We start from the raw sequence: 24,997 nt of genomic DNA, 5'->3' as shown, positions 1-24,997 counted from the left end.
CGCCGCCCGATTCTCACACCTGGGGTCCGATCTCGGCGTCCTTTCCGCCATACGCGCCCTTGCAGCCGATCAGCGTCACGACTGACCGCGCTCACCGCGAAGATTCCGCGCATGGGCCAGCGCCTTGGCGAAGTCCAGCGATTCGAGTGCGGCTTCGACGAGGTCGGCTTCCGGCCCGGACGCCAGTAGCGGCTTGAGTCCGGCCCAGGTGTCGAGCGCACGCATGTCGTTGCGCCCGATCTGCTCCATGAGTTCGCCGAGCCGGGCATCGCATTCCTCCGGGCGCAAGGTCGCCGCCGGTCCAGGTTCTCGCGATGGCGACGGATCACGTCGATCGGCTTCCTCGCTCAGGACGCCTGCCGCCGCGGTGATCCACTCCGCCACGGCCCGGATTCCGGTCTCCAGGGGAACGCCGCCGGCCTTGATTCCCTGCTCCAGTTCTGACACGAGTCTGGCGAGCTCGGTCGCGCCCAGCGTGCCGGCCACCCCCTTGAGGCTGTGCAACTCGGCGAGGTAATTCCCGATCTGGCCAGTCCGACCGGCGTCCGGCAGCGCGTCTGCCAGGGACAGGTATCGTTTGCCGAAGGCACGCGCCTCGCTGGCAAACAGCCGGGCGTTGCCGCCGAGGCGGGAGATCGCCGCGCTGAACGCAAAGCCCGGCGGCGAGGCGTCGGGTGTGACGGCCCGGGCACTTGCGGCTGCCGTTGCCGCCGCCGATGCGCCGCCCCCGTGGCCGGTGTGCTTGCACAGCGAAGCGACCAGATCGTCGATGTGGAAGGGCTTGCCGATGTGATCGTTCATGCCGGCGGCCAGGCAGGCCGAGCGGTCGGAGGGCATGGCGTTGGCGGTCATCGCGATGATCGGCAGCGCCCGTTCGCCCAGCTCGTCGCGGATGCGGGCGGTTGCGCCATAGCCGTCGAGGTCGGGCATCTGGATGTCCATCAGCACCGCGTCGAAAGGCGTCGAGGCCCGCCGGACCGCGTCCACGCCGGGAATGCCGCCGCTGGCGACGCTGACGAGGGCCCCTTCCCCGGTCAGCAGCTCGCGCGCGACCTGCTGGTTGGTCGGGTTGTCCTCCACCACCAGCAGGCGCAGGCCCTCCAGCCGCTTCTGGCCGGCGACGGCGCGGTTCTCCGCCCACAGCCGGCCATGTCCGGCCCGCGCATCGGCCACGGCGTTGAACAGCATCGACGCGGTGATCGGCTTGACCAGGAAGCCGTCGAGCACGTCGCGCGCCGCCTCCATGCGTTGCGCCAGCGCCTCGCGGCCGCGGGCGGTGGCCATCACGATCAGGGGCGGCTTGCCGACGCGGGTGATCCGGCGGATGCGCTCGCTGGCGGACCAGCCATCCATGTCGGGCATGCGCCAGTCGACGAACACCACGTCGTAGTTCTGTCCCTGGCTCAGCTGGGCCTCGACCATCTGCAGCGCCTCGGCACCGCTGACCGCGGTCTCCACGCGCCAGCCGAAGGCCGCGGTCATCGCGGCGAGGATCTCGCGAGCGGCGTCGTTGTCGTCGACGATCAGCACGCGCAAGTCGTGCAGGTTCGGATCGGCACCCACCGATGCGAGGGTCTCGCCTGAGCCGCCTGCGGCGCGCAGGTCGATCTCGAAGCTGAAGCGGCTGCCCCTGCCGGGTTCGCTGCTGGCGCGGATCTGGCCCCCCATCATCTGCACCAGGCGCTGGCTGATCGCCAGCCCCAGCCCGGTTCCGCCGTACTTGCGGGTGGTCGAGGCCTGTGCCTGCTCGAAGCCTTCGAACACGCGCGCCAGTTGTTCGGAGGTCATGCCGATGCCGGTGTCGCGGACATCGAAGCGCAGGCGCAGGCTGTCTCCCTCCCGGGATAGCAGACTCGCGCTGACAATCACCTCGCCGCGTTCGGTGAACTTCACCGCGTTGCCGGCCAGGTTGAGCAGGATCTGCTGCAGGCGCAGCGAATCGCCGGTCACGCGCTGCGGCAGCGCCGGATCGATGTCGTACAGCACCTCCAGGTCCTTGGTGCCGACGTTCGCACCCAGGATCACCCCCAGGTCGCGCAGCAGCGCATCGACCATGAACGGGTGCGGATCGAGCATCAGCTTGCCGGCCTCGATCTTGGAGAAGTCGAGGATGTCGTTGAGGATGCCGAGCAGGGTGCGCGCGGCCGACTCGGCCTTGGCCGCGTAATCGGACTGCGCAAAGCTCAGGGGCGTGCGCCGCAGCAGCTGCAGCATGCCGAGCACCGCGTTCATCGGCGTGCGGATTTCGTGGCTCATGTTGGCCAGGAACTGGCTCTTGGCCTTCGTCGCCGCCTCGGCCAGCTCGCGCGCCTCGGTGAGCTGGCGCTCGCGCTGCTGGGTCTCGCTCAGGTCCACGGCCATGCAGAGGTAGCCGGTGATCACCCCCTCGGTGTCGCGCAGGCTGGTCACCGCCAGACGTACCGGAACGCGCCGGGCGTCCTTGCACACATAGGTCCAGACCTGCTCGTCCACGTCCCCGTGGCGACGCGCGCGGATCACGAACACGTCGAAGCCGGGTGCGACCGATTCGCCCAGTTCGCGGCTCAGATGCTCGGCACGCGCCGCGACTTCAGCGGATTCATGGAAGACCGCCGGTGTCTGCTTGCCTACCATCTCCCCGCTGCGATAGCCGAGCAGTCGCTCGGCTGCCGCGTTGAACAGCGTGATCAACCCGTCCGGATCGGTGGCGATGATGGCGTAGCCGGCGTTGTCGACCACCGCGCGCTGCACCGACAGGCTGCGATCCAGGGCCTCGGTGCGTCGGGCGACCTCGGCTTCGAGGTCGGCGTTCAAGGTCTGCAGGCGCTCGCGGGCAGCACGCGCCTCGCTGACATCGGTCATCAGCGCGACGATTTCCGTGACGGTGCCACCCGTATCGCGCACACCCGACGCGCGCCACTCCACCCAAAGGGATGCGCCGTCCTGGCGCCGCCGACGCAGCTCGCGCACCGCGGCAGTTCCACCCGTGGCGATCCGCGGCAGGTCGTCGATCTCGGGGGTCGTCTCGCCGTCGGGCACGATCAGCCGGGGCAGTGCCTTTCCGACCGCGTCCTCTGCGCTGTATCCGAACAGCTTCTGCGCGCCACCGTTCCAGCTCAGGACCCGCCCGCCGGTGCTCAGGGTGACGATCGCCTCGGAGGTGTTTTCCACGAAAGCGGCCAGACGTCCGCGCTGCTGGTCGGCCAGCCGCTTTCCCTCTCCTGCGAGCCAGAAGAAGTAGATCGGAACCTGCGCTCCCAATCCGATCAGCAGCAACCAGCCGGCGAGCTCGAGCAGTTCGCCGCGCAACTCGGCGGTGACAGCGGCTTCGGGCAGCGTGGCGATGAAGCGCAGGTAACGCGAGGGGTCGTCCGGGTTGCGCAGCAGGCGACGCTCGGCGGCCAGTACGGTATCGGCCCCGTGCCGAAACCGCGTCAGTCCGGCGCGATCGCCGTCCTGCACGAATTCATCGTCCCAGCGATGGCCATGCCCCAGGTCCGACGCGAACCGTCGGGACGGATCGGGATGAGCGATGAAATCGCCGTCCTGGCTGACCACGTACAGGTGGCCGCCGACAGGAGACGCTGCCAGGAGCTGGTCGATGCTGTCCCGGAGATCGACATTGATGATGAGGATGCCGAAGGCCTCGCGCCGCGCGTCGGAGTACACCGGGACGGCGACCCGGGCCGTCGGGCGATGCGGGCGTTCGACCGCCCCGCTTTCCTGGTTGAGATTGACCGGACTGATGTAAGCCGTCTGCGGCGGTTGGCGCAGGGCTTCCTGAAAGTAGTTACGGTCTCCCTTCTGCTGCAGAGCCTCCTTCGGCACCGCCACGATGCTGCCATCTGCCGCGCGGTCCACGCGCACCAGCTCGCGCCCGCCGTCCGCCACGGCGATCAGTCGGGCCTGGAACACATCTTCGTTGCTGCGCAGGAAAGCACTGAAGATCTGCGACATGCGTGCGTCCCAGTGCTCCAACGACGACCCATCCAATGGGTCCACACCGCCGTTCTCGGTCGCCCGCACGATGCCCTGGATCGGCGGTGTCCCGTGCAGGAAAAGAACGCTCTTGCGCCGGAAATTCAGGGTGGCGTCGGTGGACGCCTGCAGGCCTTCGACGGCCCCATCCAACTGTGCGACGGCCCGTGCTTCGGCGTTTCCGACGGCGGTCCTCTGGTGCTCGAACAGAACGCCCGCTGCCACCACCGAGCAGGCCAGAAGGCCGAGCCGAAAGGCCCAGCTGACCAGGAACCGGGAGATCGATCCGACCATTTGTCGTCGAGGAAACATTTTGATGGGACAGCAGTATGCGCATGGACGATAGTGCGCACCAGGCTGACGGTCGGCGACCAATAAATGCGGCGATCAGCCAGCATCGCTGCCTCACCCAGCCTTCGATCAGCAGGCCGGTGTCGATTGCGCAGCAAAAGTGCCGAGACCACGATGAGAGCGCAGAGTCACTCTACCCGCACGCGGATTAATCGAATACTCGACTGCCAAGAGCTGACGCTCGTGAACTACCGCTTATGGCACTTCCTTGTCGGTGACTCAGTGTGATCCCCACTGATCACTAGGCGGGCCAATAGCCGATTTCGAAGTCCGAGAACCACTGCTCAAGTGAGCGAGAACCGGCACGTAAGGTGCTGATGTGACGCCGCGCCCGGCGACGAGATCACCGGCACAGGCGTTGCGTGCTGTAAGGTGATGTAGAGTGGTGCAAGTATCTCCCCTAGGACGCCTCTCCATGGTCGCAAAGAAACCGCGCAAGCCCACTGGCAAGCCGCGCCCTACTCGCACGTCCGCGAGCCTGCCGCCAGAGGTTTACAGCACGCTTCAGGACATTGCGAAGCAAAAAAAAGTGTCAGTCGCGTGGGTCATCCGGGACGCGGCCGACAAGTACATCGCCGAACAACGGCCGCTGCTGGAAAGTGCGCGTTAGGGCATGAGCATCGAAGAAAACTACAGCATAAGCTTCATCGCCTCGCTGGCTCTGCGCGAGAAGCAGATCCAGCAAAGTTACAGGCCTATCATCGCCGTCCACAAATGGTTCGCGCGGCGACCTGGCACGCTGTTCCGGGGGTTGCTGCTGTCGGAGTTCCGCGACCAGCCCGTCGAGCAAACCTACTACGAGGCCAATAGCTTCGAGGGCAAGGCGGTTGCCGACCCCTTCATGGGAGGCGGCACGCCACTGCTTGAAGCAAACCGGCTGGGCTGCAACGTGGCGGGGACCGACATCAACCCGATGTCCGCATGGATCGTGCGCGAGGAAATCGACGCGCTCGACCTAGTGGCCTACGAGGAAGCAACCGGACGCCTAGCGAAGCACCTGGCGCAGAGAATCGGCGACTTCTACAAAACGCGCTGCCCAGTGACGGGGCGCGAGGGCGTCGATGTCAAATATTTCATGTGGGTAAAGACCGGGACGTGCTCCGCGTGCAGGCAGTGCTTCGACCTGTTCCCCGGTTACACGCTGGCCGAGGATGCCCGGCATCCGGCCTATGTGCTGGTGTGCCACGGCTGTGGCGACCTCAACGAGGTTGACGACCCCAAAAAGCCGGGCAAGTGCGGCTGCGGGGTGCAGCTCAAGACCGAGGGCCCGGTGAAGCGCAACAAGTGCGCTTGTCCACACTGCGGGCATGCGAACGCCGCGCCGTTCCACGGCGAGGGCCCGCCGACACACCGGCTCTTTGCCATGGAGTACCACAACCCCGAACTGAAAGACCGGCAGGGGCGGCTGTTCAAGAAGCCGGACGCTGACGACCTGACGCGCGCCGAAGCGGCGGGCGCGGCCTGGAAGCGGCTACGGCCGCAGTTTGTGCCGGACGATGCCATCCCAGATGGAGATGAAAGCTCACGCCTGCACCGCTGGGGCTATGAGCACTTCCGCTAGCTGTTCAATGACCGGCAGTTGCTCGCGCTGGAGATTAGCGCGCGCTTCATCGCGGGCATGAAAGACCAGCGCGTGCGCCGGGCGCTGGCGACGAACTTCTCCGACCTGCTGCGCTATCAGAACATGCTGTGCCGCTACGACTCGATGGCGCTCAAGTCACTCGACGTGTTCTCGATTCATGGCTTTCCGGTTGGGTACATACAGGTTGAATCGAACTTCCTCGGCATCCGTAACGGGGGAGGGAATCCGGTAGGGTCCGGCGGCTGGGTGAACATCACCGAGAAGTACACCAAGGCGAAGCGCTACTGCACTGAGCCCTTTGAAGTGATGTTCGACGGGAAGAAGAAAACCACCCACTACATCACGGGCGAGTGGATAGGGGAGAAGCACCCGCAGTGCCCCGATGCACCGGCGCGCGAGATCGACATCCGCTGCGCCTCGTCCACCGAGGCCGAGCTTGCGCCGCAAAGCCTCGATGCGGTGTTCACTGACCCGCCTTACTTCGGCATGGTGCAGTACGGCGAGCTCATGCAGTTCTGCTACGTCTGGCTACGCAAGCTGATGGGCGGGGAGTTTCCCGGGCTGGAGCTGAACACCACGCGCCACGCTGACGAACTGACCGGCAACGCGACGGCCGAGCGCGACATTGAGCACTTCGCCGAGGGCCTGGCGGCGGTCTACAAGCGGATGGCGGCAGCGTTGAAGCCTGGCGCTCCGCTGGTGTTCACCTACCACCACAACCAGCAAACCGCCTACCTGGCTGCTGCGCTGGGCATCCTCGATGCGGGCCTAACCTGTTCGGCCTCGCTGCCGTGCCCCGCTGAAATGGGCGGCTCGATTCACATTCACGGCACCGGCTCATCCATCGTCGATACGGTGTTCGTCTGCCGCGACCGTGGCACCGCGCCCCGCGCGATGCTGTTTGAGAACGCCGAGCAGCTGGCAAAGCTGCTGACGCGCGAGTTAGCCGAGCTGTGCGCGGCCGGCATGAAGCCCACGGCCGGCGACATCCGCTGCATCGCCTTCGGTCATATCACGCGCATGGCGATATGGGGGCTGCGCGCCGAGTGGGACGCGACGCGGCCCACCGCGGCGAAGCTGGAATCTATTCGCCTCGCCATGGATGCGCTGGCAACGGTAGACGAAGTACGCGCGGCCCTGGAGGGAGCAAAGCCAGTGACGGCAACGGGCGTGCGGACACAGAACAAAGAGAACCGGGAACAAGCCAATGCCGTTGCGTTTTGACCTTGACTACAACGACCCAGCGCTCAAGTTCGACGCTCTCGTCGATGAAGTTTTCGGGGAGCTGCAATCGAGCTTCCTGGAGATGCCGCGCGGCGAAGGGTTCACCGACTATGCGACCTTCGAGAAAGGGTACCAGGCCCTTAAGCGCTCGACGAACGACTTTACCAACGTAACCACGGCCACCATTGAGACGGCAGTTATCGCGGTGCCAGTCGCGTTCATTGTGTTTCGTTCAATTCTGGGCTTCACCCCGCCCGAATGGGCCTACGTGACGGCAGAGCGCACCGGCGTGCGGGTCGATCAAGGAGCGGCGCGCACGATGGACCGGAATATCCGGCTCCGGCCGTTGACCCCTCGATCACTCGGGACAACGCTGGCTGACCAGCGGCTGCGCGCGATGATTCAGGCAGGCGTCGAAACCCTCGTTGCGGGAGCTGGCGTAGCGCCCGACAACCCGGCTTTAGTACACAGGCTCGACAAGGTGGACACGAAGGAAGGCATCAAAAGTCTTCAGCCGATTGCAGACCTGGGCGTGCCATATGCCGTGCTGCTTTATGAGCGATTCCTTGGTCGGCCGTTTGCTTCGCACCGCGACGCCGTGAGCGAGCGAGTCGGCGAAGTGGTCGAGGGGGCTATCAAGGACGTTCTGACGGCCGCGCGAGTGAGCTTCCGCGAGACGAAGCGCGCTGAACCGCCCCGGTTTTCCCGGAGGCTCGTTGTTGTGAGTCACGCCGCGAGGGCGAGACTCGGGATTTGTGAATAGTAGGCAGCTTCTGCTTCGGCGGGTGGGATGTCGCCAAGCGGTTCCATCAGTCGGCGATTGTTGTACCAGTCCACCCACTGCAGCGTGGCCCACTCGACGTCTTCGCGGCGTTGCCAGGAAGGCCGCCGGTGAATCACCTCGGCCTTGTACAAGCCGTTGATGGTCTCGGCCAGCGCGTTGTCGTAGGAATCGCCCACACTGCCCACGGAAGGTTCGAGACCCGCGTCGGCAAGACGCTCGGTGTAGCGGATCGACACGTACTGGACACCTCTGTCGCTGTGATGCACCAGCCGATCCGGGCCGACCGGTTTGCGCTCATGCAGCGCCTGCTCCAGCGCGTCGAGCACCAGGTCGGTCCGCGCCGAGGACGAAGCCCGCCAGCCGACGATGCGCCGGGCGAAGACGTCGATGACGAAGGCGACGTAGACGAAGCCCTGCCAGGTCGACACGTAGGTGAAGTCCGAGACCCACAGCTTGTTCGGCCGATCCGCCTTGAAGTGACGACGGACATGATCCAGCGGGCAAGGTGCGTTGGCATCACTCACCGTCGTGCGCACCGACTTGCCGCGGATGACGCCACGCAAGCCCAGGCGCTTCATCAGGCGCGCCACCGTGCAGCGGGCCAGATCAAAGCCTTCGCGCCGCAGTTGCCGCCACACCTTGCGCACGCCGTAGACCTGGAAGTTTTCGTTCCAGACCCGTTCGATCTCCGGCACCAGCGCTCGATCTCGCTGGTCCCTCGTAGAACGGCGCTGTGGGTCTGCCTCGCGAGCCGCGTGGGCGTAGTACGTCGACGGGGCAATCGGCAGCACCTTGCAGATCGGCTCGACCCCGTGGACCGAGCGATGCTCGTCGATGAACGCCTTCATCGTTTGAACGGGCGGTCGAGCTCCGCCTGCGCAAAATACGCCGATGCCTTGCGCAAAATCTCATTGGCCTGGCGCAGTTCACGGACCTCGCGCTCCAGCGCCTTGATCCGCTCGCCCTCGGCCGTGGTCAGGCCGGGCCGTACACCGGCGTCACGCTCGCCCTGGCGCACCCAGCGCCGCAACGTCTCGGCTGTACAACCAATCTTGGCAGCAATCGATTCAATCGCTGCCCACTGCGAGGTGTGCTGCGCCGCGTGCTCCGCCACCATCCGGACCGCGCGCTCCTGCACTTCCGGGGAATACTTCGACGCTCTGGTCATGGCTCCATTCTCTCAAGTGAGGGAGCCTCCGAGATTCCCGGGGCGGTTCAGTTCGAAGGGAATCCGTGAGGGCTCGCGCACGGCGGGAACCGCAAATATGTGTGAGTTCGGAATTGCGAACATGGCTGGGGCTGTCGGCGTTTATCCGATTTCACTGAGCATGCGCCTGAGTCTTGTCGCCGGATTGGCGAACCTGATCCGCTGCTCATCAAACGCCTCTGGATCGAAGGCACCACGCAGGCCCTTGATGCTCGTGGCCCAGCTTTTCATCTCCGCATGATCCTCTGCCTCCGGATCCGCCAGGACCTCGAGCAGCGAGGCATATCCGTGCGGGCCTCCGCAATCGTCCGGAGGTCCGGCACGCTCGCCCGCGACGCATCGCGGATAGCGCCTCCCCGGTGACGGTTCCAGCGCTTCTTCCAGGAGCACTTCGTGCTCCCAGTGATCCCCGAAGTCATACAGATACGTGACGTCGAGGCGGCCCACGGCCACATGATCCGACACACGATGTTCCCAACCGGGCAGGGGGCGATCCTCGGGTCGCCGCAGGTCATCGTCCGACAACGGGATACCGAATCGTAGTGGCGGCCTGCCAGCGACCGGTGCCTGCACCGTGAACTCGTGCAGATGTGAATCGTTCCAGCCGAATGCGTTCTGGATCGCGACGTGCAGATCCCAGAATGAATACGTGTCCGGAATCTGGAGACGTCGCCAGATCAGGGGCGCGATACCGCGCAAACCGATTCGCACCTGCAAAATTCCCATCCCGTTCCTCCGCTCGCCGCGCCATCATTCGCGAATGTCGCACACCCGGTCATCTGCCTCGAGTCCCATCCGTGTGCCCCTGCTGCAGGCCGTGCTCCAGTTTGTTCGCGCCGCCCGACATCGGCCTGAGGTCCAGCGGATCGCCCTCATCGGATCGCTGACCAGAGACAAACCCGAACCCAAGGACGCTGACGTCCTAGAGACTTTGATCAGCCTCGATCATCTCGCCGATTTTGCCGAGTTGGGACGCAAGCTCAAGGGTGCGACACAGCGACACAACCGCGGCGCTGATATCTTTCTTTGCAGCCCCAGTTATCAGTACCTCGGCAGAACCTGCTCATTCCGCGAGTGTCATCCCCGGCGTGCCTGCACGGGCCTGCATTGTCACGCCGGCGGCCACCTCAACGATGACCATTACATCGTCACGCTAGCCAGCGATCTCATGCGACACCCTCCGATCGAGCTGTGGCCCAATCCCGGATCCCGGATCGAAGCGCAGCACGACGTCTGGACTCTGCTCCTGGAACCGCTGATGTTGGAAGTAGCCAAAGCGCCGCACGGACCCTGAGGCATCTCGAAATCGTCTCGCCGTTGGTGTAGATCGTCTCACCACCGATCGAGCGGACTCATGGTTCCCCGAGGGTCTGTTCGACGTGGTCGGGTAGGCGACGGCCATTACTGACCGTCGCCCCCCTCAGAACCGTACTTGAAGGTTGGCCCTTCATACAGTCAAAGCCACCGCACGCCACGTGCGCAGCGTGCAGCGTCAGCCCGAATTCGCAAATACTTCGAACATGGTCCCTTCTGCTATGCAGCTTGATTCAAGGTCGTTGACGCCGGATCAATAACTGCATCGACTCACCGCCGTTGATCGCCGCTCTGCTACGTCTCACCAATCAATTCGAGCAGTCCATCGCCCCGCTCGGTTCACTGCGTGAATCCGTGACCTCAAACGGTCCAGCTTCCGGGGTTCACTCCGCAGTAACTTCCCGGACAACTTCCTGCTCGAAGTTCGAACCAGTTTTGTGTTGTCCCCAGGTTGCCATCTTCGGGTAGAACTTTTTCCAAGCCGTGAGGATTTCCGCTGCCGGAATGTCTGGCCGGCAGCCGTGATCGCGCAGGTATTCCATGTGCTTGCGGCCGGACTGATCGAGTGGATGGAACAGCGAGTCGGTCTGGCCGTCGAACTCCAGCGGCCGCACGTTCGCCTTGTCGCACAGAGTCCGGTTGAATGCGGGCGTGGCCTTGACCCAGCGCCCATCGATCCACAGTTCGCTGTAGCCGTGGTAGACGAATTCGTCGGAGTCCATCAGCTCGCGCAGGCGCGGACTGGTCAGGTGATTCTTCACGTCTGCAAATCCCACGCGCGCTGGAATGCCCGCGGCTCTCGCGGTTGCCGCGAGCAGGGCCGCCTTCGAGATGCAGAAACCGCTGCCGGTTTCGACCACGACGCTGGCAGTGAAGCAGCGATCGACGGCCTGGATGGCGTAAGGGTCGTAACGGAATCCATCGCGCACGGCGTAGTACAGCGCCACCGCGCGTTCGCGCACCGAGCCAATGTCTTTCGTGGTCTGCAGCGCCAGCGCCTGCACTGCGGGATGGTCCGAGTCCACATGCGGCCCCGCTTGCAGATAGAAGTGCAACTCCTCGGGACTGGTCACGACAGGCACTTGGGCATCACCGAGAGTGGAAAGCCATCGAATGGTTTGGAGCGATCAGTTGGAACCGGCGCCCAGGTGTGGCGCGCGTTGGGCACGCCGCCGTCGACACGGATGCAGGAACCGGTGATGAAGGCGGCGCCGGGCGAGAGCAGGAAGGCGATGGCGGCGGAGACTTCGGCCTCATTGCCGTAGCGTCCCAGTGGGACCTTGTCCTTGTAGCTGCGCAACGCGACCTGCATGGGCTCGTCGTAGGTGTCGAAGCCGCTGGACGCGATCCAGCCAGGCGCGACCGCGTTGACGCGCACCGCCGACTGTCCCCATTCGCAGGCCGCGCTCTCCGTGAAATTGAGCATGCCCGCCCGCGCGGCGCCGGTATGCGCCATCGTCGGCATGCCGCCCCAGATGTCGGCGATGATGTTGACGATGCTGCCGCCGTGCGCGGCCATCCACTGGTTGTAGGCCTCGCGCGCCACGATGAAGCCGCCGGTGAGATTGTTGCGGATCACCGCTTCCCAGCCTTTCACCGAGAGATCCTTCACCGGTGAGGGGTACTGACCGCCGGCGTTGTTGACCAGCGCGTGGATCGCGCCGTGCTGGCGGATCACATCGCCGATCATCTGCTTGACCGTTGCCTCCTCGCGGATGTCGCAGACATGGCAGCTCACCTTGCCGCCCAGCGCCTCGATTTCGGCCTTCACGGTTTCCAGCTTCTCGATCTTGCGACCGACGATGGCCACGTGGGCACCGAGGCTGGCCAGTTCGTGTGCTGTGCAACGGCCGATTCCGCTGCCGCCTCCGGTGACGATGTGGGTTTCTCCCTCGAACAGATCGGGCTTGAATACGGAACGGTACGTCATTGTTTCTCCGGATTGAACGTTTATCGGGTGGCCGCGCGCGGTGCTCAGCGCATCAGCAGGTTCATGGTGGCGACGGCAACCGGCTTGTCCGGCGTGGTCTGCCAGGCTTCGATTCTCAGGTTGCTGACGCGCTTGCCGAGCTTCACCACGTAGACGTTTGCGTAAGTGTCCTGCGCGCGGCAGGACAGCAGGTAGTCGATGCCGAAATTGATGGTCTTCGGAATGGACTGCGCCTCCGTGCTCCACAGCATGTGGAGGATGCCGGCGCACTCCAGGAAACCGCCGACGGCGCCGCCGTGCAGCGCCGGCACCATGGGGTTGCCGATCAGGCTGGGCTGGTAAGGCAGCACGCAGGTGAAGGACTCGCCCCTCACATCGACCCGCAGGTCGAGCATGCGGGCAAAGGGAATGGCCTGAGCCAGCAGGGTCCAGTCGTTGCGCCGACGGATGTCGGCGAGAGTGTCGGACAGGCTCATGGGACTTTCGCAGCCTTTCCGAAGGCCGGTTGGCCGACCGTGAACATGAACACCCCGACGCAGGAGGCAAAGGGATCTTCGACATCGTCCTCGTAGCTGCAGCCGCGCACGAAGGCCAGTTCCGGGGTCAGCTTGTAGCACCGTGCCCGCGTGTGAATCTTCATACCGGGCCTGGCCGGGCGAAGGTAGTCAATGCGCATGTCCAGCGTGGCCATGGGGCGGAAAGCCTGGATGCGGAAGAACACAGCGAAACCGAAAGCCGTGTCGATCAGCGCCGTCACGGCGCCGCCGTGCAGCACTCCACTGTCCGGGTCGCCGATAAATTCCGGGGCATAGGGCAGGGCGAGAACGCAGCCGCCGTCTTCTGCCGCAACGGCCTCGATGCCGAGCCGGACGGTGTAAGGGGAGAAAGCCAGAAATTGGGCCCAGGCTGTAACGTCGTGTGGAATCTTCATGAGGGGACGGTGCTAGTGCCTTCAGTCTTGGGGAGCCGTGGATGCCAGCACGCGTCAGCGCCCCGTCTGATTTCCGACTGCTCTTCAAGGTACTGAAGGTGGGCCAGGGATTCGGTGAGCGCGAGGAAGCGGTCGAGCACGTCGCGGCGCCGGCCATACACGGCGTTCGCCACGTCCATGGCCTTCATGCCGGGCAGCAGACGCGCGCGGAAGCGTTCCAGCGCGCGCTCGTGATGGCGGATCAGTCCACGCGCGCGGGCCACGCCGCCGGCATACTCGCCGTGATGCGCGGGCAGCACGCATCGCAGGTCCAGTGCTGCCGTTTGCTCGAGACTCGCGAGGTAGTGGCGCAGCGGATGACGGTCGCCCCAAGGCAGCAGGCTGAGATTCGGCGTGATGCGTTCCAGCAACTGGTCGCCGGTCAGCAGCAGGCCGGCCGTGGGTTCGTGCAGGCAGAACTGCGCGACGCTGTGCCCGCCCTGCACCAGCACATTGAAGCGGTAGCGGCCGACGTGCAGCACCTCGCCGTGTTCGAGCGTCTGCGACTGGAAGCGTGTGTCACAGGCCATGAATCGGCGCAGCAGGTCGCCCGTGATTGCGGTGACGTCGTCCACGTCCATGCCGTGCAGCCCGAAGTAGCCGCGGCAGGCGTCCATCGCCTTGGGCGTGGGCAGTGCGGTCTGCTCGGCCGAGTCGCGTTCTTCCGGGCGCAGGTAGACGACGGCGCCGGTGCGCTCGCGCAGCCAGCGCGCGAGACCCAGGTGATCGGGATGATGATGCGACACCACGATGCGAGTCAGCCCGCCTGCCAGAGGGCCGGAAAGCAGCCGTTCCCAGCAGGCACGCGCGTCCGCGCTATCGACGCCGGTATCAAACAGCAGCCAGCCCGCGCCGTCGCGTACGAGGTACAGGTTGACGTGATCGATGCCCTCGTCCAGCGGCAGGCGCAGCCGCAGGATGTCCGGCGCGACCTCGACGAGGTCGTCCGACTCCACGGCTGTCTGGGCGGTCGTCGCGTTCAAAGTCGCTTGGCCACTTCTTCGAGCATGACCTCGGTGGCGCCGCCGCCGATGGACTGGATGCGCGCATCGCGCGCCATGCGTTCGATGGCGGTTTCGCGCACGTAGCTCATGCCGCCGTGGAACTGCTGGCAGGTGTACATCACCTCGTTCACCAGTTCGCCGCAGTAGGCCTTGACCATCGAGACTTCCTTGACGCATTCGCGACCCTGCGCATCGAGCCAGGCCGAGTGATACGCCAGCTGGCGGCCGGCCGCGACCTTGGCCGACAGCATCGCCAGACGCTGGCGGATGGTCTGCTTGTCCCACAACACGGCGCCGAAGGCCTTGCGGTTGCGCACGTAATCCACGGTGAGATCCAGCGCTTTCTGCGCCTCGCCCATGGCTTGCGCGCCCAGCACGATGCGCTCGTTCTGGAAGTTGCGCATGATCGAATAGAAGCCCTTGTTCTCGCCGCCGATCAGGTTCGCGGTCGGCACGCGGCAGCCGTCGAACACCAGTTCGGCGGTGTCGGAACTGAGCCAGCCGGTCTTCTTCAGGCTGCGGCCGACGCTGAAGCCCGGCGTGCCCTTTTCCACCGCGAAGATCGAGATGCCTCGCGAGCCCTTGACCGAGGAGTCGGTCTTGGCGGCGACGAAGTACAGATCGCCGTGGACGCCGTTGGTGATGAACATCTTGCTGCCGGTGAGCACGTAGTGATCGCCGTCGCGCACCGCACGGGTCTTGATGCCGGCGACATCGGAGCCGGCATCCGGCTCGGTGACGGCCACTGCGCAGATGGTCTTGCCGGCAATGATGCCCGGCATCCAGCGCGCCAGCTGCTCGGGGCTGCCGAAGTTGCCGAGGTGCGGCGAGGCCATGTCGGTGTGCACCAGCACCGTCACCGCGAAGCCGCCATAGCTCGAGCGGCCCAGTTCCTCGGCCAGGATGGCGCTGTACACCGTGTCCTGCTCCGCGCCGCCATAGGTCGCCGCGTAGCGGATGCCGAGATAGCCGAGTTCACCGAGCTGGCGCAGCACCTCGCGCGGCACCATGCCGGATTCCTCCCAGGCGTCGGCCTTCGGCACCACTTCGGTGTTGATGAAGCGACGCAGGCTGTCGCGGAAGCGCAGGTGGTCTTCGGTGAGAAACGACATCTCGTTCATGTGAGGCGTCTGTAGTGGAGGAGGGGATTCACATCGTGGTGTAGCCGCCATCGACGACCAGTTCGGCGCCGACGACGTAGGACGATTCATCGGAGGCCAGGAACAGTACGGCCTGCGAGACCTCCTCCGGACGGGCGGGGCGACCGGTCAGCGTCATGGCCACGGCTGCCGAGCGGAACTCGGGCTGGGTCAGAAGATCCTTGGTCATCGGTGTGTCGATGACGCCGGGGTGGACCGAATTCACCCGGATCTTGAACGGCGCCAGGTCCACGGCACAGGACTTCGCCATCAGCCGCACCGCGCCCTTCGAGGCCTGGTAGGCGGTGGCACCCGGCGCGCCGATCAGTCCATAGATCGAGGAAATGTTGATGATCGAACCGGCGACGGCCTTCTGCATCGCAGGGACCACGGCGCGGATGCCGAAGAAGCAGCCGCGCACGTTGACATTGAACACGCGGTCCCATTCTTCCGTCGTGGTTTCGTGCACGGGCTTCATCAGCAGGATGCCGGCGTTGTTGACCAGCACGTCGATGCGGCCGTAGCGCGCGATGGCCCCGTCCACCACGGCTGCCCACTGTGCCTCGTCGGTGACGTTGAGCGGCTGGAATTCCGCGCGGCCACCGGCCTTCCTGATGCCGGCTGCAACCTGCTCGCCGAGTTCGGCGTTCATGTCGCTGACGATGATCCGGCCGCCTTCGCGCGCCAGCAGTTCACAGTGCGTGCGGCCCATGCCCATGGCGCCGCCGCTGACCAGAATCACCTTGTCCTGTACACGTCCCATCGTCGTTCTCCTCGTGCCTTGGTTACGGAACCGACACGCAGGCGCTGTCGGCCTGCCTGCCTTCGCGGAACGCCTTTAGCGAGCCGCTGTGCATCACGCGACCCATCAGCGGACGGCCGATGATTTCCTCGGCCATGCGCGAGGCCTCGATCATTTTCTCCAGGTCGATGCCGGTCTCGATGCCCATCTCGTGGCACATGAACACCATGTCCTCGGTGCAGACGTTGCCCGAGGTCTGGCGCGCCTTGTGGCCGGCGAACGGGCAGCCGCCGAGGCCGGCGATGGAGCCGTCGAGCAGGCTCACGCCCATCGACAGCGCGGCGTAGACATTGGCGCCGCCCAGTCCGCGCGTGTCGTGCAGGTGCAGGCCGATCTTCGCTTCGGGCGCCAGTTCGCGCACCGCGCCGATGCGGCGCTTGACCTCCTCCGGGCTGGCCCAGCCCATGGTGTCGGCCAGATACAGCGGCGGCAGCGGCAGCTTGCGATCGCGGAACATGCCGATGGCGTGGCGGAAGGCATCCACGACCGTTTCCTGCGACACCGGTCCACCCAGATTGCAGCCCCAGGCGGTCATCACGTAGACCTTCTGCGGGAACGCGCCGTCGGCCAGGTAGCGATCCAGCCAGGCCTCCTGCTCGGCGCGCATCTCCATCGCCGTGCGGTTGTTGTTGCGCATGGCAAAGGCATCGGTCAGGTAGTACATCAGCGGCGCATGGTTGAACGCGCCCTTGACCTCGCGCGCCCTGCGGTAGCCCGACTCGTTGAGCCAGAGCAGGGTGTAGCGCACGTTCGGATTCTTCTTGATGTCCGCGTACAGCTCCAGCGTGTCGGCCATCTGCGGCACCTTGGCCGGGTTGACCAGCGATCCGACCTGGATCTGCCGCAGACCGGTTTCGGAGAGCGCATCGATCAGCGCGGCGCGTTGTGCGCGCGGATAGGTCACGGGCTCCATCTGGAAGCCTTCGCGCACACCTTCCTCGTGGAATTCGACGAACTTCGGGAAATCGCTCATTGCCTTGCTCCGGTAGTACCGCTTCGCGTCTTCACGCCGTCACTTCACACAGCACGTCGCCACGGCCGACCATGTCGCCGACGGCGCAACGCAGGCCGCTCACCGCGCCATCGCGCTCGGCCACGACCTGCAATTCCATCTTCATCGACTCCAGCACGATCACGGTCTGCCCGGCTTGCACCGCATCGCCCTCGGCGGCGAGCACCGCAACCACCTTGCCCATCATCGGTGCCTTGAGTTCGCTGCCGATCACGGCGGTTGCTGCGGACGCGGCCAGCGGCGGGATCGCATCGAAGCGGCTGGTGCCGCGTGCGCTGTGAACTTCCACTGCCGCGCCGTCCGCGAACAGGCGGAGCTCCAGGCGGGTGTCGCCGCATTCCAGTACCTGCGCACCGTCGGTCGCTGCCGACAGGCAGGCACGCAGGTTCACCGTGGCCTGTGCGTCCGCGGCCAGCGCGATCTGGGTAAAGCCTTGTGTATCGGGTGCCGAGAAATGCACCGCCCAGCTCACGCCGCCCGCAGCAAGCATCACCGAGGGTTGCGGCGAGGGCAGGGACGGCCCGGCCAGGGTGCGCCAGCCGCTGAACTCGGGTTGTGTCCACACGCCCCAGTCGCAGCGGCGGCGCTCTCGCGCCAGCCACCACAGTGCTGCGGCGGCGACGTGTTCGGCGGGCGTCTCGACGCGGCGCGCAGCGGGCTGCCAGCGCGCGTCGATCAGGCGCGTGTGCATCTCGCCGCTGCGGGTTTCCGGCCAGCCGAGCAGTTCGCGCAGAAAGCCCAGGTTGGTGGTCAGACCCACCACCTCGCAGGTCGCCAGTCCCGCAGACAGGCGGTCCAGGGCCTCGATGCGATTGGCACCGCGGCTGACCAGCTTGGCGATCATCGGATCGTAGAACGGCGTGATCTCGTCACCCGCATCCACGCCGCTTTCGACGCGCAGGGACTCGGTCGGAAAGCGCAGCCAGCGCAGCGCGCCGGCACCAGGCAGGAAGCCGGCGTCGGCGTCCTCGGCGTAGACGCGTGCCTCGAAGGAATGGCCGCGCACCTGTACCTGTTCCTGCTTCAGGCCCAGGGTGCCGGTGGCGGCGATGCGCAACTGCAGTTCGACCAGATCCAGCCCGGTGATTTCCTCGGTGACCGGATGCTCGACCTGCAGGCGCGGATTGACCTCGAGGAAGTAGTAATCGCTGCCGCTGACGATGAACTCCACCGTGCCCAGGCCGCGATAGTGCAGCGCGGCGGCGAGACGGCGCGCGTCTTCGAGGATGCGCGCGCGCAGGCCCGGTTCGAGGCCGGCGGAGGGTGCTTCCTCGATCACCTTCTGGTGGCGGCGCTGCAGCGAGCATTCGCGCTCGTAGAGATGGATCGCCTCGCCACGGCCGTCACCGGCGATCTGCACCTCGATGTGGCGCACGCTCGGCAGGTAGCGTTCGACGATCATCTCGCCGCTGCCGAAGGCCTGCGCCGCTTCGCGCATCGCGCTGTCCACCCGCGTCGGCAGGTTCTCGAAACTCTCGATCAGGGCCATGCCGCGCCCGCCGCCGCCGGCCACGGCCTTGAGCAGCGCCGGCAGGCCGCAGGCGCGCACCGCTTCGATCACTGCCGCCGGATCGGTGAGGCCGGCGGTGTCGCCGGGCACGGTGGGAATGCCGAGCTTCGCGGCCTCGCGCTTGGCCGAGGCCTTGCCGCCCAGGCGTTCCATGGTTTCGGCCGTCGGGCCCACGAAGCACAGCCCCGCCGCCTCCACCGCGCGCACGAACTCCGGGTTCTCGGACACGAAGCCGTAGCCGGGATGGATCGCGCCGGCACCGACTCTCTTTGCTGCCGAGATGATGGCGGCAATGTTGAGATAGCTCGCGGCCGGCGCGGCGGCGCCGACCAGCACCGATTCGCCGAGTTCGCGGACGTGGCGCGCCCGCGCATCGGCCTGCGAATGGATGCCGGCGACGGCAATGCCGAGTCGCCGCGCCGTGCGGGCGATGCGGCAGGCGATTTCGCCACGATTGGCGATGAGCAGTTTCTGGATGGGTTTCATCGGCGTGCCCATCAGAACCGGAACACGCCGAACTGCGTCTTCTGCGCCGGTACGCGGGCGGCGAGTTCCAGCAGCAGGGCCAGCGTGCCGCGGGTTTCCAGCGGCTCGATCACGCCATCGATCCAGCCGTGGGCGGCGAAGTTGTGGGCGTCCTGGAAGTCCTCGTAGATCTTGCGCACCGGGGCCTTGAAGGCCTCGCGTTCCTCGTCGGTCCAGGTCTTCTTCTCGATCCTGAGATTGGTTTCGCGCACCAGCGACATCACCATCGCGGCCTGGTCCGGCCCCATGATCCCGGAGCGGCCATTGGGCCAGGCGAACATGGCCGTGGGCTTGAACGCGCGCCCGCACATCGCCAGATAGCCGGCGCCGAACGAAGCGCCGATGTTGAGCGTGTACTTGGGCACGCGCGCCGAACTCATCGCGGTGATCATCTTGGCGCCGTGCTTGGCGATGCCGGCCTGCTCCACATCCTGTCCGACCATGAAGCCGGTGACGTCGCTCATGAACAGCAGCGGGATGTTGCGCTGGCAGCACAGGTTGATGAAGTGCGTGCCCTTCATCGCGCTCTCCGGGAACAGCACGCCGTTGTTGGCCAGGATGCCGATCTCGTACCCGTGGATGCGCGCGAAGCCGGTCAGCAGGGTTTCGCCGTAGAGCGGCTTGAATTCCTGGAACTCGCTGTCGTCCACCAGTCGCGCCAGGATCTCGCGCGTGTCGGTCGGGAATTTCGGATCGCGCGAGACGATGCCGTGGATCTCGGCCGGATCGAAGCGCGGCGGCCGCGAGGGCTCCTGCTTGCGGCTCGATGGCGGCACCTGTCCCAGTTCGCGCACGATATTGCGCGCGATCAGCAGGGCGTGACGGTCATCCTCGGCGATATGGTCGGTGACGCCGCTCTTGCCGCAGTGCATGGCCGCGCCGCCGAGTGATTCGGCGTCCACGGTCTCGCCGGTGGCCGCGAAGGTGAGTTCGGGGCCGCCCAGGTACATGAAGCCCTGACCGCGCACGATCACCACCTCGTCGCACAGCGCCGGAATGTACGCGCCGCCGGCGGTGCAGGGGCCCATCACCACGGCGATCTGCGGAATGCCGTCGCCGGACATGCCGATCTGGTTGTGGAAGATCGAACCGAACTGGCCATCGTCCGGAAAGATGTTGGCCTGGTCGGGCAGGAACGCGCCGCCGCTGTCCACCAGGGTGATGCAGGGCAGGCGGTGCTGCCAGGCGAAGGCCTGCGCGCGGACGTGCTTCTTGCAGGTCAGGCCGAAGTAGGTGCCGCCTTTCACGGTGGCGTCGTTGGCGATGATCATGCACGGCCGCCCCGACACCATGCCGACACCGGTGATGATGCCGGCACCGGGCGATACGCCCTCGTAGCGGCCATCGCCGGTGAGTTCGCCGAGTTCGAGGAAGGGCGAGCCCGGGTCCATCAGCAGTTCGACGCGATGCCGCGGCAGCACCTTGTTGCGCGCCAGGTGCTTGGCGCGCATTTTTTCCGGACCCCCGGCGCGCGCGTCGGCACGACGCGCGTGCAGGTTGGCGATGCGCTTGGCGTAGGCGGCCTGGTTGAGTGCGAAACTTTCGCTGCGCGTGGCGACACGCGACGACAGGATGCCCATCGGCTTCAGCGCCCCTTGAACTGCGGCTTGCGTCGCGCACTGAAGGCGGCGAGCCCCTCGCTGACGTCATCGTCGAGCAAGGCCTGCGCGGCCAGGTCTTCTTCTAGCGCCAGCCCATCCGCCAGGGGCAGGTCCAGGCCCTGGCGTGCCAGGCGCTTCATGAGCGCGAGTCCGGAACTGCTGCGCTCGGCGGCGGTGGTACACCAGGCCAGCGCATGCGCATGCAGGGCTTCGGGTTCGACCACCTCGCTGACCAGGCCCCAGGCGGCAGCGGTGTCGGCGTCGATCCAGCGGGCGCTGAAATACAGGTCCATCGCGCGGCGCAGACCGACCAGCCGCGTCAGCCGCTGACTGCCACCCCAGCCGGGCACCAGCCCGAACTGCGCGTGCTGATCGCCGAAGCGCGCGCCGCGCGCGGCGAACACCACGTCGGCGCCGAGCATCAGTTCCAGCCCACCGGCCAGGCACAGGCCCTGGCAGGCGGCGACGATGGGCAGGGGGCTGGCTTCCATCGCGCGCAGCACGCGGTGGCCGCTGGCGAGGAAACCCGCCAGCAGGGCCTTGTCGCCGCGCAGGCCCCGTACCTCGTCGAGGTCGGCGCCGGTACAGAAGTGCTTGCCCTGGGCCTGGATCAGCACGGCGCCGACGCCGGAACCCGGCTGCTCGAAGCGCGTCAGCGCAGCGCCGATGGCGCCCCAGGCGGCCATCGACAGGCAGTTGAATTTCTCCGGTCGCGCCAGTTCGAGAATGCCGACACCCGCTTCGACGCGGACGCTGACGGCCTCGCTCATCGCTTGCTGTCCTTGGCGTACTGCACGGCAATGCGGCCGGCGCGCTCACGCGCCACGATCAGCTTCATCACCTGTGCGGTGCCGTCGCCGATCTCCAGGCCCATCACGTCGCGCAGGCGCTGCTGGTGTGGCAGGTCCATCGACCAGCCGTAGTGGCCGAAGGTGAGCAGGCACTGGTGAATGGTGTCGACGGAGGTCTTGGGGCCGAGCCACTTGACCATCGCCGCTTCGGCGGTATGCGCCTCGCCCGCATCGCGCAGTTCCAGCGCGTGGTAGCAGAGCTGGCGCGTGGCCGCGATCAGCGTGTCGTACTCCGCCAGCGGAAAGCTCACGCCCTGGTATTGCGCCAGCGGAGCGCCGAAGGCCATGCGCTCCTTGGTGTAGGCCCAGGCCTCGTCCAGCGAGGCCTGCGCCGAGCCGATGCACTGCAGGGCGATCAGTACCCGGCTGTAGTCGAAGCCCTGCATCACCTGCACGAAGCCCTTGTTCTCGTCGCCCAGCAGGTGATCGGCAGGGATGCGCACATCGTCGAAGAAGACCGAGCCACGGCCGATGATCTTGCTGCCGGAATCGTTGAAGTGCGTGCGCTGCACGCCGGGCAGCGTCAGCGGCACCAGGAAGGCGCTAATGCCGCGCGCGCCGTCTTCGACCGCGCCGGTGCGGGCAAACAGCACGATGGCATCGGCCTGGTCGGCGAAGCTGATCGAGGTCTTCTCGCCATTGAGCACCCAGGAATCGCCATCACGCCGCGCCTTGAGCACCAGGTTGGCGGCGTCCGAGCCGCCGCGCGGCTCGGTCAGGCCCAGAGCGACGATGGATTCGCCGCGGATCATGCGCGGCAGCCAGTATTCGGCCAGCGCCGGTTTTGCGTGCGCCGCGATCACCTTGCCGGTCAGCGAGGCCATCAGCGGCACGTAGCTGACGTTGATGTCGCCCCAGCCGACCTGTTCGATGAGGATGCCGGTGGTCAGGCCGCTGGCACCGAGACCGCCGTACTGCTCCGGCAGGTCGGGCGCGATCAGGCCCAGTTCGCCCATCTCGCGCACCAGGTTGCGGTCCAGGCGTTCGGACTTTTCACGCTTCTGGTAGTCCGGCAGCAGTTTCTGTTCGGCGAAACGCCGGGCGGTGTCGCGCAGCGCGCGCTGGTCGTCGGTGAGGATCATTTGAGGTTGTGCGACTTCCGGGCAAGCACGGCATGGGGCATCGGGGCGCCGTGCGGAGAGCATTCAATATAACAAACAACCGTTAGAAAAATCTCGATTCGAGGTGGTCGATAGGTGCTGTCCCGATTGATCGCAAGCGGGGGAGGGGGCGCTCGACTTGATCAGGAGGACTCACGCGGTCGGTGTCGTCGAGGACTCAGCAATCCGGACCAAGCGAATAAATCAATGCCCTGAAAATGAGCACTCGACGGGCCCATTCGCGCCGCGCCACGCAGGGCGCGAACTATCTTCGCGCCTTGATGCGTATAGCCGTTTTCGTTTTCGTTTTCGTTTTCGTTTTCGCTTTCGACGCGGCCTTGGCCTCGTTGGCATGCCGCGCGGCGTCCTGCCGGGCGTAGATCGCCACAAATGCACGCAGCTTTTGTTCGTGTAGCACCGCGAAGATTCGATTGATGGCCGGAATCGCCCGGGTCATGAGCACGGGGATTTCATCGTCGCGCAAATCCACCAGCAACTCCTGGAACAGTTTGAGCTCCTCGGCGAACAGCAGATCGGTCGATGACTGGACGATCTGGATGTGCCGCGCGGAGAATCCTCTCGCCGCCGTCATGCCGCTATGCCGGAGAATGGCGAACTGTCGAAGGATTTCTTCCTCGTCTGCGGTCAGCTGGTCAACGTGGGTGCGGATGGCACCAACCTGTTGCAGCTCGCGGAAATCTTCCTGACTCAGCCCCAGGGCCTCGACCATGCCATGCGAATTCGGGCCGGGTAGCTGGCGGCGGGCGCGAATCTCCATCTCCTCGCGCATGCTCGCAAAGATGCTGCGCTGCCTGGCCGTGAAATCGAAGTTCTTGTCGTCGTCGAACAGCGCCTTGATCGCCTTGAGCGGCAGGAACTGTTCCTCCTGCAGGGCACGAACCAGCTTGATGATCTCGATATGCTGCTGCGAGTACCAGGCCATGTTGCGCGCGGTTCTGCGCGGTTCCGGCAGCAGACCTGCGTTGACATAGAAGCGCACCGCTTCCCGGCTTGCGCCGGTGAGTTGCATCACTTCGGCCATGCGATAGGGGAATTCCTGGCTCATGCGATGCCCAGGGCCCGTGCGCACAGTGGCAACCGCCGCCGGGGCAGCCTCAAGAGGCCCGCCCGATCTTGCGCAGGGCGTGACGGAGTCCGAGGCCAAGCGCGCGCTTGAGCACAGGTCCGAGCAGACGCGGGGCGGTGTCGAACTCGATGTTCCAGGTGACCTCGGTCGCGCCGCCGTTCGCTGAGAAGATGACGCTGGCACGATGGTCGCGCAACGGCGATCCACGGGTGATGCGATAGTCGATGCGGCGGGGAGGGTCGAACCGAGTGATGGTTTCGTCGACTTCCAGCGGGCGAAGTCCGATGGTGCGCACCGAGCCGAGGCCGTTGACGTCGCCCTCGCCGTCGCGGGTGCGCCGGACCGGCACGCCCAGCGCCGCGCCCAGGCGCTGATGGTCGGCCAGCCGAGAGAATGCCAGTTCGACGGGTAGGGAGAGGGTTTCGCAGATTTGCAGTCGCTGGGTCATGAGGTCGAGTCGGTCTTGAACGCTCATATTATGGCTGAAAGCGGCCGCGGAGAGGGTTTCCGCTACTCCTGCGAGTTGCGCAGCAGACGCAGACGCGTGTTCAGCACCCCGCCATCAACTGATCGCAGGCCTTGCACTCGGCCTGCAGCCGAAGGCGAATCTCCTCGGCGGCGATGCGTTCCAGCGCACTCCCGATCAGCGGCAGGCGGAACTCCATGCACCAGTCGGAGACGACATCGGTGGCCTCTCCCGCGGCCGCTTCGAGACGAATGCGCGACGTCGCTCGGTAGGGGATGTGCGCGGCGACCACTTCCATTGAACCGCTGCCATCCGCTGCGTTCCACTCCACGGTATGGGTGATGCTGATCGCACCATTGATGACCCTGCGGGCAAAACCCGGCAGCGGCGTGAGCGGATCAAGGTTCATGCGCAACACGGCGCGCATGCGCTGCGCCTCCACGCGTCCTTCCAGTACTTGAACCTTGAGTCCACCGATCACCTGCGCCATCCGCTCGAAGTAGCAGGGGTCGGAGTAGGCCTGGTTGATCTGCTCGCCGGTTCGTTCGAAGCGGAAACGGTAGCTGCTGCTGGAAGGCATG

The 24,997-nt window shown here is 65.7% G+C and carries 23 protein-coding genes, 1 pseudogene and 1 other annotated feature; of the genes and pseudogenes, 6 read left to right on the top strand and 18 right to left on the bottom strand.

Going from position 1 to position 24,997, the window contains the following annotated elements; genetic code table 11:
* Positions 1-75 precede the first annotated feature (75 nt).
* Positions 76-4,251: a response regulator gene (locus ACOOHP_RS11100; protein WP_420466487.1), complete on the bottom strand. Its 4,176-nt coding sequence runs from the start codon at positions 4,249-4,251 to the stop codon at positions 76-78.
* A gap of 472 nt (positions 4,252-4,723) precedes the next feature.
* Between ACOOHP_RS11100 and ACOOHP_RS11095 the strand changes: the two genes are divergently transcribed.
* From ACOOHP_RS11095 to ACOOHP_RS11080, 4 genes are read left to right on the top strand one after another with little or no spacing between them, the layout of a single operon-like run.
* The gene (locus ACOOHP_RS11095) at positions 4,724-4,918 is read left to right on the top strand and encodes a ribbon-helix-helix domain-containing protein (protein WP_420466486.1); all 195 of its coding nucleotides are present in this window, start codon (positions 4,724-4,726) and stop codon (positions 4,916-4,918) included.
* Between the two features lie 3 nt (positions 4,919-4,921).
* Complete coding sequence (locus ACOOHP_RS11090) at positions 4,922-5,869, top strand: hypothetical protein (RefSeq protein WP_420466485.1); 948 nt, start codon at positions 4,922-4,924, stop codon at positions 5,867-5,869.
* A gap of 18 nt (positions 5,870-5,887) precedes the next feature.
* Positions 5,888-7,114, top strand: coding sequence for a hypothetical protein (locus tag ACOOHP_RS11085; protein WP_420466484.1), 1,227 nt, complete (start codon positions 5,888-5,890; stop codon positions 7,112-7,114).
* The gene (locus ACOOHP_RS11080; RefSeq protein ID WP_420466483.1) at positions 7,098-7,877 is read left to right on the top strand and encodes a hypothetical protein; all 780 of its coding nucleotides are present in this window, start codon (positions 7,098-7,100) and stop codon (positions 7,875-7,877) included. The genes ACOOHP_RS11085 and ACOOHP_RS11080 overlap by 17 nt, the downstream gene beginning before the upstream one ends.
* Here ACOOHP_RS11080 and ACOOHP_RS11075 read toward each other — a convergent pair.
* Both ACOOHP_RS11075 and ACOOHP_RS11070 read right to left on the bottom strand, forming a co-directional pair.
* Positions 7,841-9,066 (bottom strand): IS3 family transposase gene (locus ACOOHP_RS11075; RefSeq protein WP_420466482.1). Its coding sequence is split into 2 segments (ribosomal slippage): positions 7,841-8,781 and positions 8,781-9,066, totalling 1,227 coding nucleotides; the frame shifts between segments, so codons are not numbered across the junction. The two genes, ACOOHP_RS11080 and ACOOHP_RS11075, sit on opposite strands and share 37 nt — an antisense overlap.
* Positions 8,672-8,788, bottom strand: a sequence feature (AL1L pseudoknot). It overlaps the preceding gene by 117 nt.
* 141 nt (positions 9,067-9,207) lie before the next feature.
* Positions 9,208-9,831, bottom strand: coding sequence for a plasmid pRiA4b ORF-3 family protein (locus ACOOHP_RS11070; protein ID WP_420466481.1), 624 nt, complete (start codon positions 9,829-9,831; stop codon positions 9,208-9,210).
* A gap of 73 nt (positions 9,832-9,904) precedes the next feature.
* Between ACOOHP_RS11070 and ACOOHP_RS11065 the strand changes: the two genes are divergently transcribed.
* Together ACOOHP_RS11065 and ACOOHP_RS11060 are read left to right on the top strand one after the other, a co-directional pair.
* A complete protein-coding gene (locus ACOOHP_RS11065) occupies positions 9,905-10,399 on the top strand; it encodes a hypothetical protein (protein ID WP_420466480.1) in 495 nt (164 codons plus the stop codon).
* Between the two features lie 142 nt (positions 10,400-10,541).
* Positions 10,542-10,651: pseudogene (locus tag ACOOHP_RS11060) on the top strand (IS630 family transposase); the annotation flags it as partial.
* 151 nt (positions 10,652-10,802) lie between these two features.
* Here the strand turns inward: ACOOHP_RS11060 and ACOOHP_RS11055 are convergent.
* The 15 genes from ACOOHP_RS11055 to ACOOHP_RS10985 form a co-directional block, all read right to left on the bottom strand.
* A complete protein-coding gene (locus ACOOHP_RS11055; RefSeq protein WP_420466479.1) occupies positions 10,803-11,492 on the bottom strand; it encodes a transglutaminase-like domain-containing protein in 690 nt (229 codons plus the stop codon).
* Positions 11,489-12,349: an SDR family oxidoreductase gene (locus ACOOHP_RS11050; protein WP_420466478.1), complete on the bottom strand. Its 861-nt coding sequence runs from the start codon at positions 12,347-12,349 to the stop codon at positions 11,489-11,491. The genes ACOOHP_RS11055 and ACOOHP_RS11050 overlap by 4 nt, the downstream gene beginning before the upstream one ends.
* A 44-nt stretch (positions 12,350-12,393) precedes the next feature.
* Positions 12,394-12,825 (bottom strand): PaaI family thioesterase, encoded by a 432-nt coding sequence (locus ACOOHP_RS11045; protein ID WP_420466477.1) that lies wholly within the window; start codon positions 12,823-12,825, stop codon positions 12,394-12,396.
* The gene (locus tag ACOOHP_RS11040) at positions 12,822-13,280 is read right to left on the bottom strand and encodes a PaaI family thioesterase (protein WP_420466476.1); all 459 of its coding nucleotides are present in this window, start codon (positions 13,278-13,280) and stop codon (positions 12,822-12,824) included. The genes ACOOHP_RS11045 and ACOOHP_RS11040 overlap by 4 nt, the downstream gene beginning before the upstream one ends.
* Positions 13,277-14,275, bottom strand: coding sequence for an MBL fold metallo-hydrolase (locus ACOOHP_RS11035; RefSeq protein WP_420466475.1), 999 nt, complete (start codon positions 14,273-14,275; stop codon positions 13,277-13,279). The genes ACOOHP_RS11040 and ACOOHP_RS11035 overlap by 4 nt, the downstream gene beginning before the upstream one ends.
* 23 nt (positions 14,276-14,298) lie before the next feature.
* A complete protein-coding gene (locus ACOOHP_RS11030) occupies positions 14,299-15,444 on the bottom strand; it encodes an acyl-CoA dehydrogenase family protein (protein WP_420466474.1) in 1,146 nt (381 codons plus the stop codon).
* Between the two features lie 28 nt (positions 15,445-15,472).
* Positions 15,473-16,225, bottom strand: a complete 753-nt coding sequence (locus tag ACOOHP_RS11025; protein WP_420466473.1) for a glucose 1-dehydrogenase — start codon at positions 16,223-16,225, stop codon at positions 15,473-15,475.
* A 22-nt stretch (positions 16,226-16,247) separates the two neighbouring features.
* Positions 16,248-17,237: a hydroxymethylglutaryl-CoA lyase gene (locus ACOOHP_RS11020; RefSeq protein WP_420466472.1), complete on the bottom strand. Its 990-nt coding sequence runs from the start codon at positions 17,235-17,237 to the stop codon at positions 16,248-16,250.
* 31 nt (positions 17,238-17,268) lie between these two features.
* Complete coding sequence (locus ACOOHP_RS11015; protein WP_420466471.1) at positions 17,269-19,272, bottom strand: acetyl/propionyl/methylcrotonyl-CoA carboxylase subunit alpha; 2,004 nt, start codon at positions 19,270-19,272, stop codon at positions 17,269-17,271.
* Between the two features lie 11 nt (positions 19,273-19,283).
* Positions 19,284-20,891 carry a carboxyl transferase domain-containing protein gene (locus tag ACOOHP_RS11010; RefSeq protein WP_420466470.1) on the bottom strand — a complete coding sequence of 536 codons (1,608 nt, stop codon included), beginning with the start codon at positions 20,889-20,891 and terminating at the stop codon, positions 19,284-19,286.
* Positions 20,892-20,896: 5 nt separating this feature from the next.
* Positions 20,897-21,682, bottom strand: a complete 786-nt coding sequence (locus ACOOHP_RS11005) for an enoyl-CoA hydratase/isomerase family protein (protein ID WP_420466469.1) — start codon at positions 21,680-21,682, stop codon at positions 20,897-20,899.
* The gene (locus ACOOHP_RS11000) at positions 21,679-22,845 is read right to left on the bottom strand and encodes an acyl-CoA dehydrogenase family protein (RefSeq protein ID WP_420466468.1); all 1,167 of its coding nucleotides are present in this window, start codon (positions 22,843-22,845) and stop codon (positions 21,679-21,681) included. Before ACOOHP_RS11000 ends, ACOOHP_RS11005 begins: the two co-directional genes overlap by 4 nt.
* A 283-nt stretch (positions 22,846-23,128) precedes the next feature.
* Positions 23,129-23,905 (bottom strand): MerR family transcriptional regulator, encoded by a 777-nt coding sequence (locus ACOOHP_RS10995; protein ID WP_420466467.1) that lies wholly within the window; start codon positions 23,903-23,905, stop codon positions 23,129-23,131.
* Positions 23,906-23,978: 73 nt separating this feature from the next.
* Complete coding sequence (locus tag ACOOHP_RS10990; protein ID WP_420466466.1) at positions 23,979-24,398, bottom strand: SRPBCC family protein; 420 nt, start codon at positions 24,396-24,398, stop codon at positions 23,979-23,981.
* 100 nt (positions 24,399-24,498) lie between these two features.
* On the bottom strand, positions 24,499-24,996 hold the full coding sequence (locus ACOOHP_RS10985; RefSeq protein WP_420466465.1) for a DUF2505 domain-containing protein: 498 nt from the start codon (positions 24,994-24,996) through the stop codon (positions 24,499-24,501).
* Position 24,997: the final 1 nt, after the last annotated feature.

It is taken from the genome of Panacagrimonas sp., from assembly GCF_965216805.1.
In the GTDB taxonomy this organism is placed as follows: domain Bacteria; phylum Pseudomonadota; class Gammaproteobacteria; order Nevskiales; family Nevskiaceae; genus Panacagrimonas.
The sequence above is the reverse complement of the archived record's forward strand: the minus strand, read 5'-3'. Positions and strand labels throughout refer to the sequence as shown.

Coding starts and splice junctions, on each gene's coding strand:
- ACOOHP_RS11100 (WP_420466487.1), bottom strand. CDS start 4,251: ATGGTCGGATCGATCTCCCGGTTCCTGGTCAGCTGGGCCTTTCGGCTC.
- ACOOHP_RS11095 (WP_420466486.1), top strand. CDS start 4,724: ATGGTCGCAAAGAAACCGCGCAAGCCCACTGGCAAGCCGCGCCCTACT.
- ACOOHP_RS11090 (WP_420466485.1), top strand. CDS start 4,922: ATGAGCATCGAAGAAAACTACAGCATAAGCTTCATCGCCTCGCTGGCT.
- ACOOHP_RS11080 (WP_420466483.1), top strand. CDS start 7,098: ATGCCGTTGCGTTTTGACCTTGACTACAACGACCCAGCGCTCAAGTTC.
- ACOOHP_RS11070 (WP_420466481.1), bottom strand. CDS start 9,831: ATGGGAATTTTGCAGGTGCGAATCGGTTTGCGCGGTATCGCGCCCCTG.
- ACOOHP_RS11050 (WP_420466478.1), bottom strand. CDS start 12,349: ATGACGTACCGTTCCGTATTCAAGCCCGATCTGTTCGAGGGAGAAACC.
- ACOOHP_RS11045 (WP_420466477.1), bottom strand. CDS start 12,825: ATGAGCCTGTCCGACACTCTCGCCGACATCCGTCGGCGCAACGACTGG.
- ACOOHP_RS11040 (WP_420466476.1), bottom strand. CDS start 13,280: ATGAAGATTCCACACGACGTTACAGCCTGGGCCCAATTTCTGGCTTTC.
- ACOOHP_RS11030 (WP_420466474.1), bottom strand. CDS start 15,444: ATGAACGAGATGTCGTTTCTCACCGAAGACCACCTGCGCTTCCGCGAC.
- ACOOHP_RS11025 (WP_420466473.1), bottom strand. CDS start 16,225: ATGGGACGTGTACAGGACAAGGTGATTCTGGTCAGCGGCGGCGCCATG.
- ACOOHP_RS11020 (WP_420466472.1), bottom strand. CDS start 17,237: ATGAGCGATTTCCCGAAGTTCGTCGAATTCCACGAGGAAGGTGTGCGC.
- ACOOHP_RS11015 (WP_420466471.1), bottom strand. CDS start 19,272: ATGAAACCCATCCAGAAACTGCTCATCGCCAATCGTGGCGAAATCGCC.
- ACOOHP_RS11010 (WP_420466470.1), bottom strand. CDS start 20,891: ATGGGCATCCTGTCGTCGCGTGTCGCCACGCGCAGCGAAAGTTTCGCA.
- ACOOHP_RS11005 (WP_420466469.1), bottom strand. CDS start 21,682: ATGAGCGAGGCCGTCAGCGTCCGCGTCGAAGCGGGTGTCGGCATTCTC.
- ACOOHP_RS11000 (WP_420466468.1), bottom strand. CDS start 22,845: ATGATCCTCACCGACGACCAGCGCGCGCTGCGCGACACCGCCCGGCGT.
- ACOOHP_RS10995 (WP_420466467.1), bottom strand. CDS start 23,905: ATGGCCGAAGTGATGCAACTCACCGGCGCAAGCCGGGAAGCGGTGCGC.
- ACOOHP_RS10990 (WP_420466466.1), bottom strand. CDS start 24,398: ATGACCCAGCGACTGCAAATCTGCGAAACCCTCTCCCTACCCGTCGAA.
- ACOOHP_RS10985 (WP_420466465.1), bottom strand. CDS start 24,996: ATGCCTTCCAGCAGCAGCTACCGTTTCCGCTTCGAACGAACCGGCGAG.